The following is a 16723-nucleotide window of genomic DNA, read 5'->3' as shown; positions in this document are numbered from 1 at the left end:
ATACTCAACTAAAATCTTATTATTATGAAAACAAAAATCGGAATTACAGAAAAAAACGCGGAAGCCGTTGCAGAACAATTAGCAAAATTATTGGCAGACGAAACGCTTCTTTACATCAAAACAAGAAATGCCCATTGGAATGTAACCGGAGATAACTTCCACGCCAATCACATTTTCTTTGAGGAACAGTACAAGCAACTGGATGAACTGATGGACAGCGTTGCGGAAAGAATGCGTAAAATCGGACATTATGCACCGGCAACAATGAAAATCTATCTGGAACTAACCCATTTAACGGAATACAGCGAAAGAACAAATGACGGTCTCGGATACATGAAAGATCTGTTAAGCGATCATGAAAGCATCATCGAATTCCTTCGCGGAAATATCACTCCATTTGCAGAAACCTATAAAGATTACGGCACCAGCGATTTTATTACAGGCCTGATGGAAACCCATGAAGAAATGGCATGGATGATCCGTTCCTATTTCAGATAACACAAAATAAAAAAGTTATAATTATCTTTGTGTAAATCATAAACACCTATACCTATGAAAGCCTTAATCGTGGATGATAATGATATTGCAAGAACAACATTAGCCCACCTCGCGAAACAGGTTCCGGATCTTTCCATTGTCAGCGAGTTTTCCAATGCTATAGAAGCTTATCATTATCTTCAGTCCAATTCCGTCGATCTGATATTTCTCGATATAGAAATGCCGGAAATGACAGGAATTGAGCTCACGAAAACGCTTTCGGGTAAAGAGACCATCATCATTTTCACGACCTCAAAAAAGGAATATGCGCTGGAAGCCTTTGAGCTTAATATTGCAGATTACCTTCTAAAGCCCATTATGCCGGTAAGATTTCTGCAGGCAGTAAGCAAGGCACAGACAATTCTTGAAAGCAGAAAAGAAAATGTAGAAGTAACAAGGGATGAATTTCTTTTTGTGAGGGATTCCAATATTACGAGGCGTCTGAAACTGGATGATATTTTCTATGCAGAAGCCATGGGCGATTATGTGAAGTTTTACACCAAAGAAAAGATGTTTGCCATTCACGGTAAAATGAAAACGGCAGAAGAACGTCTTCCCAAGGATCATTTTATAAGAGTGCACCGTTCCTATATTGTTTCAGTGGGCAAAATTGATACTCTTCAGGACGGTGGTATTATGATTAATGGCAAATTCATTCCCGTGGCAGATGCCTACAGGAAAGCACTCAATACACGAATGAATGTCTTTTAGCCGCTACAGCCCATCAGAAATTTGATTTCCTTTTTTGATCTCAATCCCTGAACAGTTTAGGGTTTAATCAACCTTTATCTGCATTTTATTTAAAATCAGACCGTTATTATGAAAAATATATCTTCAGTAATGGATAACAAGCGATTCAGCTACTTTATTATCCTGACATTTATTGCGGGTTCACTCCTGTTGATAGCTGTTCAGCTCAATTCTGCAAAAAATACCAAGGCGCTGATTCAGAATAACAATACCTTGCTGAGCGAATTGCGTTCAAGCAATCATTTGCGGGAGATAGACCGTGATATTTTGGGAGTGGAAAGCAGAATCAGAGCTTCTATTGCAACGAATGACACCACGCATCTCGAAGGGATCGACCAAAAAATCAGTCAGATAGAAAATTTTCTGGATTCTTTATCCAAAGACAATGTAAATGCAGAAGAAGAAAAGCTGATCCACAGATTAAGTGTTCTTGCCATGGAAAAGAAAACAACCAAAGATAAACTCCTGCACCGTTATCTTTCTGTTGGAAACATGGACGATAATACCTCCATTGCCAATCCGCGTGCAAGAAAAATTTCTAATGAAATCACCAGTATCACAGCTAAAATATATGAAAGCAGAAACCTGAATATGGTTGAACTCAGCCAGAAAAGTGAAGAAATGGGACAAAAAGCAAGATTCTATGATATTTCTTTACTGATCTTACTGATTTTGAGCGGTTCTGTCGTAGGCTATCACATTCTTCGTCAGTTTAAACGTCAGAGATTACTTATAAATGAACTTGATATTGCCGAAAAAAAAGCATTGGTAGCAGCACAGACCAAAGAAAATTTTCTTGCCAATATGAGCCACGAAATCAGAACTCCTTTAAGCGGAATTCTCGGTTTCACCAATTTGCTGCAAAAGCGTCCACTGGATGAAACTTCAGCAGAATTTGTTTCTTCAATACAACGTTCCGGAGAAAACCTGATGGCCATCATCAATGACATTCTTGATCTATCCAAAATAGAAGCAGGAATGATGCGCATTACCCCCGGAATTTTCAGCATCAACGGACTCGTCAATTCCGTAGAAACATTTTTTAAAGAACGGGCCAGAGAGAAAGGACTTATCCTCTCAAGTACCATTGATCCTTCCATTCCTGACACTTTGGTGGGAGATGCCACAAGACTGACCCAGATTTTAGTCAACCTCATCGGAAATGCCATAAAATTTACCCACCATGGGAATATCTTTGTTGAGATCTACAGTAAACAGCAGACGGAGAAAGAAGCGGTTCTCGGTTTTAAAATTTCAGATACGGGAATTGGAATCGATAAAGAAAAGCTTACTGAAATCTTCGAAAGATTCAACCAGGGAGAAGATTCAACCACAAGAAATTACGGAGGAACAGGATTAGGCTTATCCATCGTGAAAAGCTTAATTCTCCTGCAGAACGGAAATATAGAAGTAAGCAGTGAACAAGGGAAAGGAACTACATTTCATTTCTATATTCCTTACGGAATTGCTGAAGAACAAGTTACTGTGCTACCAGCTGCTGATCCGCATTACTTTAAAGATAAATCCAATACGCCTCTGAAAGTTCTGGTAGTTGATGATAATGTGATCAATCAAAGCCTGATGAAACATCTGCTTTCACAATGGAATATTGATTTTCATATTGCATCGAACGGTCTTGAAGCAGTAAGTTATCTTAAAGGCAATGCATGCGATCTGGTTTTAATGGATATACAGATGCCTCACATGGACGGATATGCAGCTACCCAGAAAATCCGGGAAGAACTCAGACTGGATATTCCGATCATCGCGATGACCGCCCATGCCCTGGCAGGCGAAAGAGAAAGATGCCTGAGCCGCGGGATGAATGAATATATTTCCAAGCCTGTCAATGAAGAAGAGTTGTTTATGCTGATTTCGAAGTTCGGGTTTAAAGAAAAGAATAAAAACGAAAAGAAAACCGAAAATCCATCATTTGACTATCAGTATATTGATCTCTCTTATATGCAGACGGTGAGCGGTGGCGACAAAAGTTTCGAAAAAATGGTCACGCAACAGTTTATTGAAAACATTCCCGATCATTTACAGAAACTGACAACGGCTTACGAAAACAAAGATTTTAAGGATGTGAAACTGTGGGCTCATGATCTGAAATCCAGCATTGCCATCATGGGATTACATCCTCTGTTAAAGGAAAAACTTGATAGTCTTGAAACAGCATCAGAAGGAAACCCTAATCTGCAAAAAATACTGGCAGAAGTACAGAAAGTTCTGTCAGAGGCGGTTTACGAAGCTGAAGCATTTTCAAAAACAATTTAAAAAAAGAAAAAAATGAGTTTATTTTCACCCATACACATTCGCAATCTTACCTTAAAGAACAGGATTGTATTATCTCCAATGCAGCAATACAGTGCTAAAAACGGAATTCCCGGCAACTGGCACCTTGTCCATCTTGGAAGCCGTGTTGTTGGCGGGGCAGGATTAATTCTTACCGAATGTACAGCCGTTTCAGAAGAAGGTCTGGCTACATTATCTGATGTAGGGATCTGGAATGATGAACAGAAAAATGCATGGGCTAACATCGTGAATTTTGTACATGAACAGAATGCCAAAATAGGAATTCAGCTCTGGCACGCTGGAGGAAAAGGCAGCCTAAAACATCCCAATGAAAGAATGAAACCTCTCACTCCGGAAGAAGGGGGCTGGACTGTAAAATCCTCCTCTGCTCATGAGTTCAATGGAGTTTTTGCGGAAGAGCTCACGATTGAGGAGATCCGGGAATTACAAACAAAATTTGTTAAAGCAGTCCTTCGTGCTGTTGACGCAGGTTTTGATACCATTGAACTGCATGCGGCACATGGTTACCTGTTCCATCAGTTTTATTCCGCAGTAATCAATAAAAGACAGGATGAATATGGCGGAAGTTTTGAAAACAGGATCCGTTTTCTTGTAGAAACCGTTCAGGAAATCAGGAAAGTTATTCCTGCTGAAATGCCTCTGTTCGTGCGAATTTCTTCAGTTGACTATATAGAATCGGAGGAAGCCTGGACTCTGGAAGACAGTATCAGACTTTCGGAAATTCTTAAAGAAAACGGTGTAGATTTCATTACGGCATCCGGTGGGGGATTTACCAATGTAAGCAAGGATAAAGTATTTCCCGGATATCAGGTTCCTTTTGCAAAAGCCATTAAAAAACAGACCGGAATTTTAACAGGAGCTGTTGGAATGATTACGGAAGCAGAACAGGCTAATGATATTATTGTCAATGGAGATGCGGATCTGGTGATCATCGCCCGGGAACATCTTAGAGATCCTTATTTTGCCATCCACTCTGCTAAAGCATTAGGTGCTGAAACAGAAATTCCGTGGCAGTATAAAAGAGCGCATTAAATTAACAAATAAAAAATCAGTTATGGAAAATCAAGGCGCCTCCGTAGTGATTACCCATCATATTCTGGATGGGAAACAATCACAATATGAAAAATGGCTGGACGAAATTGTGCCTGTCACCAAACATTCTGAAGGCTTTATTGATCTGCAGATTATTCGGCCGATTCCCGATCTGACTTTTGTGTATACCGTCATTATCCGTTTTGATACGATTGACCATCTTAAAAGCTGGATGGAATCGGATAACCGGAAAAAGCTTATTGAGAAAGCGAATCCACTGTTCAGAAAAAACGACCATTACCAGATCAGATCCGGGCTTGATTTTCTTTTTACGACAGAAAATGAAGGGAATAAAGTTCCGGTACGCTGGAAACAGTTTCTGGCAACCTGGTCTGCCATTTATCCGCTGTCGGTTCTTATTCCTGCTTTGATCATTCCTTTTTTACGGTTTTTACATATTCCGCCCAATCATTATTCTGACGGATTCATCAATTCCGGAATCATTGTTTTTCTGATGGTGTTTGCCGTGATGCCCAATTATACCAGGCTGATCAAAAAATGGCTGTATAAATAGTCATTTTTCTTACACTACATACGACCAATCACTGTAACCTACAGTGATTTTTTGTTTTCATAATGTTTCATCTCATTACCTTTTTAACATCATCAGCTTATTCAACGATAGTTTTCGCCTGTTGACCGAACAGCGGTAAAAATTAAACAGGTCGGTTTGTAGCTTTACATCATCAATAACAATCAAAACCAACAACTATGGAAATCTCACAAACACCCGAAAACGCACTGTCTCATTCAAGTGTAAGCGCTGTCATCAATGCACCCATTGAAAAAGTGAATATCGCAGACTGGCTGCTTAACCTGCCGGATGCGGAATACCAGAGATGCTCTACCCAGCATATCGGAGCTGCTATTTCAGTTACTTTTGATGGCCAACCAGTGTCTTTAAACGTAGAAACGATTGGAGATGCTCTGATGGTTCAGCATTATGTTGCAGATGTTCATCGTCCCGATTACTGCCGCATGCTTTCCATCTCTGATTCAATTACCAAAAACGGACGTACAAAAGTTCAGGTTCTGTGGGAACTGAAAGTAACAAAGATTGACGAAAACACCTGCCTTTATACCAATGAAATTCATGCGGCAGCCACACCCGAAATGTTTGAATATCTGCAAGAACACGGGATCAACCTTGCTGATGCTGCCGCATCCAGACAGGCTGCTTCTGACGCCCACAATCATGAAGAAACACCAAACTTTGCAAAAAGCATTGAAAATAAAGCACTGACAGGGCAATATAACCAGCCTTTTTAAAGCAACCAAACCCTCTATATCCTCAACGACTCATTTTGCCTTTTCACCGAATGACACCAAGAAAAAGTAAAATTCAGGAGTAGCTTTACAATAGCAAAACAAAGAAAATTAATCACAAAAAAATAATAGTATGAATCCTTCATCATTAAGTTTCAGATACGAATTAGAAAAAAAAGAGCCGCGTACGAGTGACGGTGGTACAACAAGAGGTGCTTCCGTAAAAGAATTCCCTGCTTCTGTAGGTATTGCCGGAGTTTCCATGAGATTACAGCCCGGAAGCATGAGAGAGCTTCACTGGCATGCCAATGCCGCAGAATGGGCTTATGTGATTTCAGGAACGGTACGTACTACGATTATCCATCCTGACGGGCGAAGTTATACCGATAATTTTGAACCGGGTGATGTCTGGTATTTCCCAAAAGGTTATGGACATTCCATCCAGGCCACAGGAACAGAAGAATGTCATTTCATTCTGATTTTCGACAATGGTAATTTTTCGGAAGACCATACCTTTAGCGTTACAGATTTCGTTTCAAGTATGCCTCCTGAAATTGTTGCACAGAATTTAGGGCTGAGCCTTCAAGAAGTAGCAGAACTTCCGCAAAAAGAGGTGTATTTCGCAGCAGGAGTTGTTCCGGATGAACTCTCCGTGAATGCCGCACCCCGTCCTGAGGAATCAGACATTGAGCTGACAAGCCTGCACCGTTATCCTCTGCATTCCCAACAGCCAAGAATCATTCCCGGCGGTGGTCTTCAAAGATTGGTTACCCGTAAGGAGTTTCCCATCAGCACAACAATGGCTGGCTCGGTACTGGAACTTCAGCCCGGCGCTTTAAGAGAAATGCACTGGCATCCCAATGCAGACGAGTGGCAGTATTTTATTTCCGGACAGGCAGAGATGTCAGTATTTCTTGCAGAAGGAGTTTCTGTAACGGAACAATTCAATGCAGGCGATGTGGGGTATGTGCCTATGGGAGCAGGGCATTATATCAAAAATACCGGAGATACCGTCTGTAAAGTATTGATCGGATTTAATAGCGGCACCTACGAATCCATTGATATCAGTGAATGGCTGGCAGGAAACCCTAAAGATGTGGTCATTACGAATTTCGGACTGAAGGAGGGGGAAATAGAAAAATTTCCGGAAAAGAAAGTATTCATCAAACCTGGAAAATAACTCCTGTGTTTCCGGAAACAAAAATCCTGCTCCCTGACAAGACCGTCAGAACGCAGGAGAAACTGGCAGTATTCCTTGCCTTCATCGCAGGATATACAGATGCTACAGGATTGATACAATGGAAAACCTATGTTTCTTTTATGAGTGGCAATACGACCCAGCTAGGAACAGCTGTTTTCAATGAAAAATATGGTCTTATCATCAGTTCTGTTACAGTAATAAGCTTTTTTCTGGCGGGGATTTATACAGGAACGTGCCTATCATTATCAAAGAAGTTCAGAAGCACAAAGATGATCTTCTACACAGTTTCCGGAATCATGATCCTTTACAGTATCAGTGATTATTATGAACATATTGCCAATGGAGTGTCTATAGCTGTTATCGGTTTCTCAATGGGTCTTATGAATACCATTGTCACATCGGTAGGTAACCAAAAGATCAACACCGATTTTGTGACAGGAACTTTAAACAGTCTGGCAAGAACAGCTGCTCTTTTTGTAATGAGTGATCAGGCAGAGGAGCGGAAGGAATACAAAATAAATATTTTTCATTTGTTATTCTTATGGATGGGCTTTCTCTCCGGTGCTTCAGCAGCTTCTTTCCTGCTCTTTTATTCAGGAAACTGGACACTGATCTTTCCGGCAGCCTTACTGCTCATCTGCGCGTTAACAATACCAATCCCAACGATCAAAAACTAATCCTATGCTAGAAAAAAATACGGTTGCCTCTGATTTTACATTATTTGCAACCCCAGATCAGAAAATTACCTTATCGGAATTCAGAGGAAGAAATGTCATCCTTGCATTTTACCCGGCTGACTGGAGCCCGGTGTGCAGTGACCAGATGGTATTGTACAACGAAATGCTGAAGTATTTCAAAAAATATGATGCAGAGATTTTCGGAATTTCCGTAGACAGCAAATGGTGCCACCTGGCATTTTCACAATCCAGAAACCTGCACTTTCCTCTGCTTGCAGACTTTGAAGCTAAGGGAGAAACAGCCAGGAAATATGGTGTTTACAATGACGAAGAAGGAGAATGCAACAGAGCCCTTTTTGTCATCAATAAAGACGGCATCATCGAATGGAGCTACCTCTCTCCCACCGCCATCAATCCTGGCGCAGACGGAATTTTAGAAGCATTAGAAAACCTTAACACAAAATAATTATGTCATTAAAACCATCAGTCAGCAATGCTGACCACACTCAGGGCAACTCCAATGCCAGCTTAGTCATTGTAGAATACGGAGATTATCAGTGTCCTTACTGCGGAGCAGCCTATCCGGTTCTTAAAGAATTAATGAAAGAATTCGGAGATCAGATCAGATTTGTATTCAGGAATTTTCCGCTGTCAGAAATGCATCAGTATGCAAGAACGGCAGCACTGGCGGCAGAAGCGGCAGCTTTGCAGGGAAAATTCTGGGAAATGCATGATGCTATTTATGAAAATCAGGAATTCCTGAATGACGGTCTCCCGTTAAAACTTGCAGAAAAACTCGGTTTAAATATCCCTCAGTTCAAAGCTGATATTCATAAGCAGGAACTGGCAGAAAAAGTAGATACAGACTTTGAAAGCGGTGTCATCAGCGGAGTAAACGGAACGCCTTCTTTTTTCATTAACGGAAATAAATTCAACGGCGGTGCCGAAGACCTTTTCCAGTTGGTACGTGAAAATACTGCCTATTAATCAGAAAAATATGTAAACAAAATCAATTCATAACATTAAAAATAAACAACATGAGCACACTAACCTTAAAAGACGGAACAGAAATTTTTTACAAAGATCAGGGAGAAGGACCTGTATTGATGTTTCACCACGGATGGCCTTTATCATCTGATGACTGGGATGCACAGGTGATCTTCTTTTTACAGAAGGGCTACAGAGTAGTTACCCACGACAGAAGAGGCCACGGGCGTTCCAGTCAGAATATCTACAATCACACTATTGAGCAATACGCTTCTGATGCCGCTAAGCTGGTTGAATTTTTAGATCTGAAAGATGTTATACACATCGGGCATTCAACTGGTGGTGGTGAAGTAATCCGTTATGTTAACAAATATGCAAATGGAAGAGCTAAGAAAGCAGTGCTGATCAGCGCTATTCCACCGGTAATGGTGAAAAGTGAGAATAATCCTGACGGCGTTCCTATGGAAGTTTTCGACAACATCAGAGAACAGACGATGAACAACAGAAACCAGTTTTATTATGATCTTACTTTCCCTTTCTATGGCTACAACAGAGAAGGAGCTGATGTAAAAGACGGAGTACAGAGAAACTGGTGGAGACAGGGACTAATGGGCGGAATTGTTGCTCATTATGACGGTATCAAAGCCTTTTCAGAAACGGATTTAACGGAAGATCTTAAAGCTGTGGACATTCCTGTTTTGGTAATGCATGGTGAAGATGACCAGATCGTTCCTATTGCCAATGCGGCATTAAAATCAATTAAATTATTAAAGAACGGAAAACTGATCACATATCCTGGTTTCCCGCATGGTATGCCAACTACAGAGCATCCGACTATCAATAAAGATCTCCTGGAATTCATCAGATCTTAAAAACCAATCTTTTACTATTCAAAATGATACAATACATTAAAAATGAATTTTCTGGTTTTTATAAAATTTTTTAAATTCTATCAGTCTCCTTATTCATTCTTCATTTTCGAAAGGTCAAGACCCAGTTTTGTAAATTCCTCTGTTCCATTATCAGTAATGAATATTACAGGCCTGCATTTAAACCTGCAAAAATCAATGATTTTGCAGGTTTTTTATATACTCACCTCTTAAAATTATTGAAATAAAGCAAAAACCGCCTTTATAAGCGGTCTTTGCTAACGATATTTACTTTCTTATCTATTATAATTTCACTTTTCTAAAATAATCTATTATGCAATGATCTCAAAGCTTCTATTTTGAAAATAGAGGGAACTAATAATGAAATATTATTTTCACTTCCTCCATAAGAAATCATTCGTAATGGAATATGTTTTACCGCTTCAGAGACAATAGTTGCATACCCGTGATTATTTTTCCTAAAGTCTCCGACAATGCATATGATCGACTGCTCACTATCAATTTCAACTGCTGAAAATGAGTTTAATTCTCTTACAATTTCCGAGAGGTTATCTGTTTGGTCAATGGTAAGGGAAACAGCCACTTCGGAAGTTGTAATCATATCTATAGGTGTTTTGTACCGTTCAAAAACCTCAAAAACCTTTCTCAAAAAGCCATAAGCCATCAGCATACGGGAAGACTGAATACGGATGGCCGTAATTCCATCTTTAGCAGCAATCGCTACAATCTGGTTTTGATTAGTAGTTTCTCCGGAAATTAATGTTCCGACAGCAGAAGGATTCATTGTGTCCAATAATCTTACAGGAACATTATACTTTCTTGCAGGGAAAACACTTTGAGGATGAAGGATTTTGGCCCCGAAATATGATAGTTCAGCAGCTTCGTCGAAACTTAGCCTTGCTATAGACTTTGTATTCTGAACATATCTCGGATCATTGTTGTGAAATCCATCAATATCTGTCCAGATCTGAATTTCTTCAGCCTGTAATGCTGCTCCCAGTAATGAGGCCGTGTAATCAGAGCCTCCCCTTTGCAGATTATCAATTTCACCTTGAGCATTTCTGCATATATATCCTTGGGTAATAAATAAAGTTTCCTCCCCGTGTTTTGCAATTTCAAGAGATGCTTTCTTCCTGATTTCATCAATGTTAGGTTCCTTATCTTCATCAATCAGCATAAAATCTAATGCAGATAACAGTATGGAGGGAACTTTTTTTTCCTTTAAGTATAAATGAAAAAGGGTTGTTGAAATAATCTCACCCTGCGCAAGTATAATACGTTCTGCACTGGAATTGAAATTTTTATGTTTGAACTGATAAAACAGGTCAAAAATGTTGTCAATAAAAACCGAAGCTTCCTGAATCCCTTTATCTGTTTTAAACAGTTCATTTACAAATTTTTTATATTTCTGATGCAGCAGATCAATATGTTTGTAAGCTCCTTCAATATCCTTGCCTTCATATAGCTCTGATAATTTCACCAGATCATTTGTGGTGCCAGAAACAGCTGATAAAACAACAAGGTGCTTATCTGATGGCTGAGATCTGATAATTGGTAATAACTGTTCGATCCTTTCCGGACTTCCTACCGAAGTCCCTCCAAATTTCAATACTTTCATAATATATTAAATTGTTAATTTTTTTTCAAAAAAAAGAGCTTGTCGTGATGACAAGCTCCTGATGTATTTAATTTCTAACCAATAGGAAATGACTCACGACGCCGGACGTAAGTACTGTTTCTTTCCTTTTTTTAAGTTAGATAATATCATTTTCTTTTTTTGCTTGGCAAATATACAATTTTTTGTGAATTTTCAAAAAAAAGATAAAAAGTATAAGACAACTTAAGAAGAAACTGACAGATCCAAGTTTGATAAACCTAGTGAATGGGCTTCATATTATTGAATTTTTATCTACATTGCAAACTATGGAGCACAAATACCACAACTAAATTCTTTTTAATTAAGTTTTTTATTTTTGCTTTACCAATAATCAGAATATCTTTATAAATTAAGCTTATGAAATTACCTCCCGAATTTGAAGACCAATATGTAAAAGACGTTTTATACAACAACTCTTTAAAAGATCTTCCGGATGAAGAATGGAAGCTGATTGAGAACTACGAAAACTATATGATCTCCAACTATGGCCGTATAAAAAGCCTTGAACGATTTACCACTCTTCCTAATGGTAAAGAATGGAAAATACAGGAATTGATCATGAAACTGATTTTTGTAAAACATCCTAATAATTATCTGCAAAGTCATAACTACAGTGCACACTGTACTTTATCGTTGAACGGCCAAAAGTACAGGAAATCTGTGATGCGTCTTGTGTATTACCATTTTATTGAAAAATTTGATTATCAGGACCGCTCTATTCTTATTATTCCTAAGGATGACAACAGGCTCCATATACATTACCGGAATCTGGAGAAAACTTCATCTCAAGCAATACGGCTCAAAATTTTTGAGAAGAACAGAGCAAAAAATCGTAAAGTTATCTATATGCAGGCAGTTAGCCAGTATAGTATTGAAGGAGAATTACTATCTGATTTTAACAGCATGTATGCAGCGGAGAAAAAACTGGGTATTGCTCCCGAAAGCATTAGGGATGTTATCAATAAGGAATTCTTAACCGCAGGTGGATTTCGTTGGTTTTTAAAGTCTTATACTCCAACAAAAGAAGATTTTATAGTAAAGGATAACACAGATTCTTCGGACAGGCTATTTAATACTTCCCTATGGAAAAAGCTAGGCAAGCCTATCATTGATAAGAATAACCCACCTGCTTGTTTTAATTTATCCCTGAAAGATCTTCCCGGGGAGCAATGGAAAACGATTCCTGATTTTGACAACCGTTTTGTCATTTCCAATAAAGGCAGGTTAAAGCGATTGGCAGGGTGGATTTCTTCCGGAAGAACAGTTTACCTCAAAGAACAGATCCTTTCTCAAATCATGTCAATCAACACAGATTCAACTTACTCGCTTTACTGCCTAGCGCGTCATAAGGGAAAGGATACCCGCATTACTATTATCAAATGGGTATATTACTGTTTTATTGAAGAATTCGATATTAACAGCAAAACATTGGTTGTTGTAAATCAAAGCCAGCCTTTGTGGAATTTAGATTTGTCAAAGCTTGTATTGCAACCAATTTATTCAGTGCTCAAGCAAAAAATCAACACCATTAACTAACTTAAGATCAAAGAAATTAGTTATAGTTAATTATAAATAGGTTAAAAACAGTGTTTTGTATATTATTCTGCAAACAAACTTTTAAAATGGTACATATGCTTAGGTTTATTTTCATATTGCTTGCCACCAACTGGGCTTTTGCACAACAGCCATCAAAAGAAGATTCTTTAGTGGGATCTGTAACACCGGAAAAAAGCTGGTGGGACCTATTATCATACGACATTACTATTAAACCAGATTATAAAACAAAAACTATAACAGGAAATAATACAATAAGATATAAAGTAATTTCGAAAGAGCCTGCTGAATTCATGCAGATTGACCTTATAAAACCTCTGGTAATTGATAGCGTTATTCAAAATGGAACAAAGCTCAACTTTCAGAATAAAGGCAATATATGGTATGTTTCAGGGGCCAGAAAACGTAAAAATAAAAAATATACAATCAGTATTTATTATTCAGGTACACCTGTGGAATCTTTATCCCCGCCATGGGACGGAGGCTTTGTATGGGCCAAAGACTCCTTAAACCGTCCCTGGGTTTCGGTGGCTTGCCAGTATAAAGGTGCAAGCCTGTGGTATCCATGTAAAAATATGCTGTATGATGAACCGGACAAAGGAGCTTCTATTTTAATAATTGCTCCTTCATCTTTAAAAGCTATAGGTAATGGGCGACTGATAAAACAGCAACGGATATCGGATAGCATCATGAAATATACCTGGAAAGTAGTTACCCCAATCAATCACTATGGTATTTCTTTCTATATGGGAAATTATACAAATATCAAAAAGAGCTATATGGGGCAGAATGGAAAACTGAGTATGGATTATTGGGTTCTCGATTATCATAAGCGAAAAGCAGAAAATCACCTGATTCCTGAATCCATTCAGGCAATGAATTCTTTGGAACATTGGTTTGGCCCCTATCCGTTCTATGAAGACGGATTCAAAATTGTGGAAGCACCATATATAGGAATGGAACATCAAAGTGCTATTGCATATGGTAATAATTTTACGAAGGGAACTTACAAAGGAAATGATGTGTCAAAAACAGGCTGGGGAAAAAAGACCGACAGAATCGTTATTCATGAGATGTCACATGAATGGTTCGGAAACAGTATTACTGCCGGCGATATTGCAGACCGATGGATTCAGGAAGGTTTTGCCGGGCTGGCAGAAGAACTTGTACTTTCGGATCTGTTTGGAAAAAAAGCGGGTGAAGAATTTCTTTCAGGCAGATACAAAACTATTGAAAATGATAAACCTATAATCGGCAGATACGGCATCAATGAAGATGGAAGTTCAGACGGATATGTAAAAGGATGGGCTCTTATTCATATGATTAAAACCATTATGAATGATGATGAGAAATTTTTAAAAATACTGCGTGGACTGAACACTCAATTTTATCATCAGGTTGTTACCACAGAACAAATTGAAAATTATATTAACAGGCAGTCAGGAATAAACTTTAATGCTGTATTCGACCAGTACCTGAGAACGTCTCAGATTCCAGTGCTGGAATATTTTATTGCAGATAATAAGCTACAGTATCGATTTACAAATTGTATTGATAATTTTACGATGCCCATTAAAATTACCGGTATAGAAGACTGGCTTTCTCCAAACACTTCATGGCAATCCTATGATCTAAACAATACTCTCATTAATAAAGTTGATATTGATCCAAACTTCTATATAAAGGCTTATAAAATAAAAGAATAGCTTTAAGACCTCTGATCTTTATTGTTACTTAACAGAAGAAAATTTATATGATACTGTCATGCTCTACCCGCAGCACAGCAACTATCGGATGTTATTACAATATATTTTCAGAAATATTATTTTGAAGATAATTTTCAACAGTAATAGTTGTTTTTTTATTTCACAAAATTATTTTTTAAGCTCCTGCAGCATGTGTACGGCATTCTGATTGTGCGGATCCAGTTTGATTGATTTTTCGTAATTTTTAATCGCGCTATTCTTATTACCGCTTTTCATATATGCCTCCCCAAGACTGTCGTAAGCATTGGCCGACTGAGGGTTATTTCTTACATTTTCTGTAAAAATTTCAATAGCGTGAACAAAATCATTATTATTTAGCCTCTGATATCCACTCTCATTAAGAAAATCTTCATCTGGAATAACCTGATATCCATAGAGCCCCGAAAGAGTATCAAAATGCGTTTTGATATCCATATATGATTTTACCTTTGAAGTATCCCGAGGATCCAGAAACCATTTTGAATATATAAATTTTAATCCATCATACATGCTCTGGTACCCTACGGAAAAATGGTCTTCATTGGAATACTGTTTAAAATTCCATATCAACTTATTGTCCGCATATTTTTTCAGATTCTCATTCAATGTTCTAACAGGTCCAAAGCCATCAGGTTCATCTCCAATGGAAAGATGAAGATAGCCGATACGGCTAATATTCTTTTGAAGTGCTTCTGAAAATTGTTGTAAAATTGCCATGTTTCCGCCATAAATGGCCGGGCTGATGATAATGTATGACTGGAACATTTCAGGTGCTTCATTCTTACAATACAGTGAAAATAATCCGCCAAGGGAATGTCCTTCCAGTGTACGATATGGTGCTGTCCTGAAATTAGATTCGATGAAAGGAACAGCCTCTTGTTGCAAAAAACTTAAGAACTTTTTGGCTCCGCCAGTATTACGTAAACTATTGTCGAATTTTCCATGAAATGTCATGGAATGGACTGGAGTAAAATCACGTACCCTATCAGTATTGACTATGCCTACGACGATAGATTTTGGCATCCGATACCGATCAGAAAGGAATCTTTCCATCTCGGTAACATAGGCAAAGTTCTGGTCAGGATCCAAAAGATAAATTACCGGATACAGTTTATTTCCTTTATCGTAACCTTCTGGAAGATAAATCCAAAACTGGCGGTCCTCGTTTAAAACTTTTGAATGGAATACTTTACTAATCTGATTCCTGAACGGTAGTGGTTCCTGACTGTAACTTAAATGTATGGATGATACCACCAGCACTATTGTTAGAATGAGTTTATAAGCTAAGCTTTTTCCATTATTTATCATCATAGGCTTTATATTTTGTATCTCACTGATATTCAAACAAAAAAAATGTAAAAAAGAAAAACTTATTCCCTTATATTCTGTTCAGATTAAACTAAGAATCAAGAATTAACCTGAACGTCAGATTAATGCGCTCTTTCATGGGTAGCATTGATTTAGCAATTCTATGCTCCCAGTTTTCCTGCAAATCACCTTTCATAATAAGCAATGAACCATGCGAAAGCGGTAAACTATATTTACTGGCATGGTGGTCTCTTTTTCTGAAATCAAAGTTTCTGGTTTGCCCAAGGCTGATAGAAGCAATCACCGGCCACTTACCGTAACGGCTTTCTTTATCCCTATGCCAGGCCACCGAATCATTATGGTCTCTGTAGAGATTTAGTAAAACCCCATTAAACTGATAGCCAAACTCCTGCTCTATCCTTTCTTTCAGTGAAAACAGTTCGGGAGACCATGGATTTGCCGGCCTTTTCTCTTCTTCAGGTCCATAATCTTTTGAATCTCCATACCAAGCTGTTAATCTTGGAGTCAATACCATTTTATCATACATTTTTTGTGTACGCTGCTCCCATGGAGCGGTATTGAGCAGTTTATCTTTTAACTGATCAGCTTCTTCCTTACTCAGAAAATGTTCCCTGTATTCCAAAAGATCTTTTGGAAACTCATAGAACTCTTCTGCATCAAATAAACTCAACTGGCTCATAATTCTTCAAAATTTTACCCATAAAACCATAGGAAAATGAAGC

The 16723-nt window shown here is 38.4% G+C and carries 16 protein-coding genes; 13 read left to right on the top strand and 3 right to left on the bottom strand.

Going from position 1 to position 16723, the window contains the following annotated elements:
* The first annotated feature begins 24 nt into the window (after positions 1-24).
* The 11 genes from EG339_RS15780 to EG339_RS15730 all read left to right on the top strand — a co-directional run bounded on the left by EG339_RS15780 (position 25) and on the right by EG339_RS15730 (position 9698).
* Positions 25-498 carry a Dps family protein gene (locus EG339_RS15780; RefSeq protein ID WP_123870922.1) on the top strand — a complete coding sequence of 158 codons (474 nt, stop codon included), beginning with the start codon at positions 25-27 and terminating at the stop codon, positions 496-498.
* A 54-nt stretch (positions 499-552) separates the two neighbouring features.
* Entirely contained in the window at positions 553-1248 is a 696-nt protein-coding gene (locus EG339_RS15775; protein WP_123870921.1) for a LytR/AlgR family response regulator transcription factor, read from the top strand.
* A gap of 108 nt (positions 1249-1356) precedes the next feature.
* Positions 1357-3564, top strand: coding sequence for an ATP-binding protein (locus EG339_RS15770; RefSeq protein ID WP_123870920.1), 2208 nt, complete (start codon positions 1357-1359; stop codon positions 3562-3564).
* A gap of 12 nt (positions 3565-3576) precedes the next feature.
* Positions 3577-4635 (top strand): NADH:flavin oxidoreductase/NADH oxidase, encoded by a 1059-nt coding sequence (locus EG339_RS15765; protein WP_123870919.1) that lies wholly within the window; start codon positions 3577-3579, stop codon positions 4633-4635.
* Between the two features lie 22 nt (positions 4636-4657).
* On the top strand, positions 4658-5209 hold the full coding sequence (locus EG339_RS15760; RefSeq protein WP_228459633.1) for an antibiotic biosynthesis monooxygenase: 552 nt from the start codon (positions 4658-4660) through the stop codon (positions 5207-5209).
* Positions 5210-5406: 197 nt separating this feature from the next.
* Complete coding sequence (locus EG339_RS15755; RefSeq protein ID WP_123870918.1) at positions 5407-5964, top strand: hypothetical protein; 558 nt, start codon at positions 5407-5409, stop codon at positions 5962-5964.
* Positions 5965-6094: 130 nt separating this feature from the next.
* Complete coding sequence (locus tag EG339_RS15750; RefSeq protein ID WP_123870917.1) at positions 6095-7141, top strand: cupin domain-containing protein; 1047 nt, start codon at positions 6095-6097, stop codon at positions 7139-7141.
* A gap of 5 nt (positions 7142-7146) precedes the next feature.
* Complete coding sequence (locus EG339_RS15745; protein WP_164466447.1) at positions 7147-7839, top strand: YoaK family protein; 693 nt, start codon at positions 7147-7149, stop codon at positions 7837-7839.
* Positions 7840-7843: 4 nt separating this feature from the next.
* Positions 7844-8305 carry a redoxin domain-containing protein gene (locus EG339_RS15740; RefSeq protein WP_123870915.1) on the top strand — a complete coding sequence of 154 codons (462 nt, stop codon included), beginning with the start codon at positions 7844-7846 and terminating at the stop codon, positions 8303-8305.
* 2 nt (positions 8306-8307) lie between these two features.
* A complete protein-coding gene (locus EG339_RS15735; protein ID WP_123870914.1) occupies positions 8308-8826 on the top strand; it encodes a DsbA family protein in 519 nt (172 codons plus the stop codon).
* Between the two features lie 50 nt (positions 8827-8876).
* Positions 8877-9698 carry an alpha/beta fold hydrolase gene (locus EG339_RS15730; RefSeq protein ID WP_123870913.1) on the top strand — a complete coding sequence of 274 codons (822 nt, stop codon included), beginning with the start codon at positions 8877-8879 and terminating at the stop codon, positions 9696-9698.
* A gap of 316 nt (positions 9699-10014) precedes the next feature.
* Here EG339_RS15730 and EG339_RS15725 read toward each other — a convergent pair whose 3' ends face one another.
* Positions 10015-11334 (bottom strand): aspartate kinase, encoded by a 1320-nt coding sequence (locus EG339_RS15725; RefSeq protein ID WP_123870912.1) that lies wholly within the window; start codon positions 11332-11334, stop codon positions 10015-10017.
* Positions 11335-11730: 396 nt separating this feature from the next.
* On the opposite strand from EG339_RS15725, the gene EG339_RS15720 reads away from it, so the two are divergent.
* Both EG339_RS15720 and EG339_RS15715 read left to right on the top strand, forming a co-directional pair.
* Positions 11731-12909, top strand: a complete 1179-nt coding sequence (locus EG339_RS15720; RefSeq protein ID WP_123870911.1) for an NUMOD4 domain-containing protein — start codon at positions 11731-11733, stop codon at positions 12907-12909.
* A 95-nt stretch (positions 12910-13004) separates the two neighbouring features.
* On the top strand, positions 13005-14633 hold the full coding sequence (locus EG339_RS15715; RefSeq protein WP_228459632.1) for a M1 family metallopeptidase: 1629 nt from the start codon (positions 13005-13007) through the stop codon (positions 14631-14633).
* Between the two features lie 168 nt (positions 14634-14801).
* On the opposite strand, the gene EG339_RS15710 is transcribed toward EG339_RS15715, so the two are convergent.
* Both EG339_RS15710 and EG339_RS15705 read right to left on the bottom strand, forming a co-directional pair.
* Positions 14802-15983 carry an alpha/beta hydrolase-fold protein gene (locus EG339_RS15710; protein ID WP_228459631.1) on the bottom strand — a complete coding sequence of 394 codons (1182 nt, stop codon included), beginning with the start codon at positions 15981-15983 and terminating at the stop codon, positions 14802-14804.
* Positions 15984-16071: 88 nt separating this feature from the next.
* Entirely contained in the window at positions 16072-16680 is a 609-nt protein-coding gene (locus EG339_RS15705) for an alpha-ketoglutarate-dependent dioxygenase AlkB family protein (protein WP_123870909.1), read from the bottom strand.
* Positions 16681-16723 lie beyond the last annotated feature (43 nt).

The organism is Chryseobacterium bernardetii (assembly GCF_003815975.1).
GTDB classification, from domain to species: domain Bacteria; phylum Bacteroidota; class Bacteroidia; order Flavobacteriales; family Weeksellaceae; genus Chryseobacterium; species Chryseobacterium bernardetii.
This window is presented reverse-complemented; position numbering and strand designations above follow the sequence as displayed.

Bases quoted from the DNA above. Each gene is read 5' to 3' on its own strand.
- EG339_RS15780 (WP_123870922.1), top strand. From the start codon at position 25: ATGAAAACAAAAATCGGAATTACAGAAAAAAACGCGGAAGCCGTTGCA.
- EG339_RS15775 (WP_123870921.1), top strand. From the start codon at position 553: ATGAAAGCCTTAATCGTGGATGATAATGATATTGCAAGAACAACATTA.
- EG339_RS15770 (WP_123870920.1), top strand. From the start codon at position 1,357: ATGAAAAATATATCTTCAGTAATGGATAACAAGCGATTCAGCTACTTT.
- EG339_RS15765 (WP_123870919.1), top strand. From the start codon at position 3,577: ATGAGTTTATTTTCACCCATACACATTCGCAATCTTACCTTAAAGAAC.
- EG339_RS15760 (WP_228459633.1), top strand. From the start codon at position 4,658: ATGGAAAATCAAGGCGCCTCCGTAGTGATTACCCATCATATTCTGGAT.
- EG339_RS15755 (WP_123870918.1), top strand. From the start codon at position 5,407: ATGGAAATCTCACAAACACCCGAAAACGCACTGTCTCATTCAAGTGTA.
- EG339_RS15750 (WP_123870917.1), top strand. From the start codon at position 6,095: ATGAATCCTTCATCATTAAGTTTCAGATACGAATTAGAAAAAAAAGAG.
- EG339_RS15740 (WP_123870915.1), top strand. From the start codon at position 7,844: ATGCTAGAAAAAAATACGGTTGCCTCTGATTTTACATTATTTGCAACC.
- EG339_RS15735 (WP_123870914.1), top strand. From the start codon at position 8,308: ATGTCATTAAAACCATCAGTCAGCAATGCTGACCACACTCAGGGCAAC.
- EG339_RS15730 (WP_123870913.1), top strand. From the start codon at position 8,877: ATGAGCACACTAACCTTAAAAGACGGAACAGAAATTTTTTACAAAGAT.
- EG339_RS15725 (WP_123870912.1), bottom strand. From the start codon at position 11,334: ATGAAAGTATTGAAATTTGGAGGGACTTCGGTAGGAAGTCCGGAAAGG.
- EG339_RS15720 (WP_123870911.1), top strand. From the start codon at position 11,731: ATGAAATTACCTCCCGAATTTGAAGACCAATATGTAAAAGACGTTTTA.
- EG339_RS15715 (WP_228459632.1), top strand. From the start codon at position 13,005: ATGCTTAGGTTTATTTTCATATTGCTTGCCACCAACTGGGCTTTTGCA.
- EG339_RS15710 (WP_228459631.1), bottom strand. From the start codon at position 15,983: ATGATGATAAATAATGGAAAAAGCTTAGCTTATAAACTCATTCTAACA.
- EG339_RS15705 (WP_123870909.1), bottom strand. From the start codon at position 16,680: ATGAGCCAGTTGAGTTTATTTGATGCAGAAGAGTTCTATGAGTTTCCA.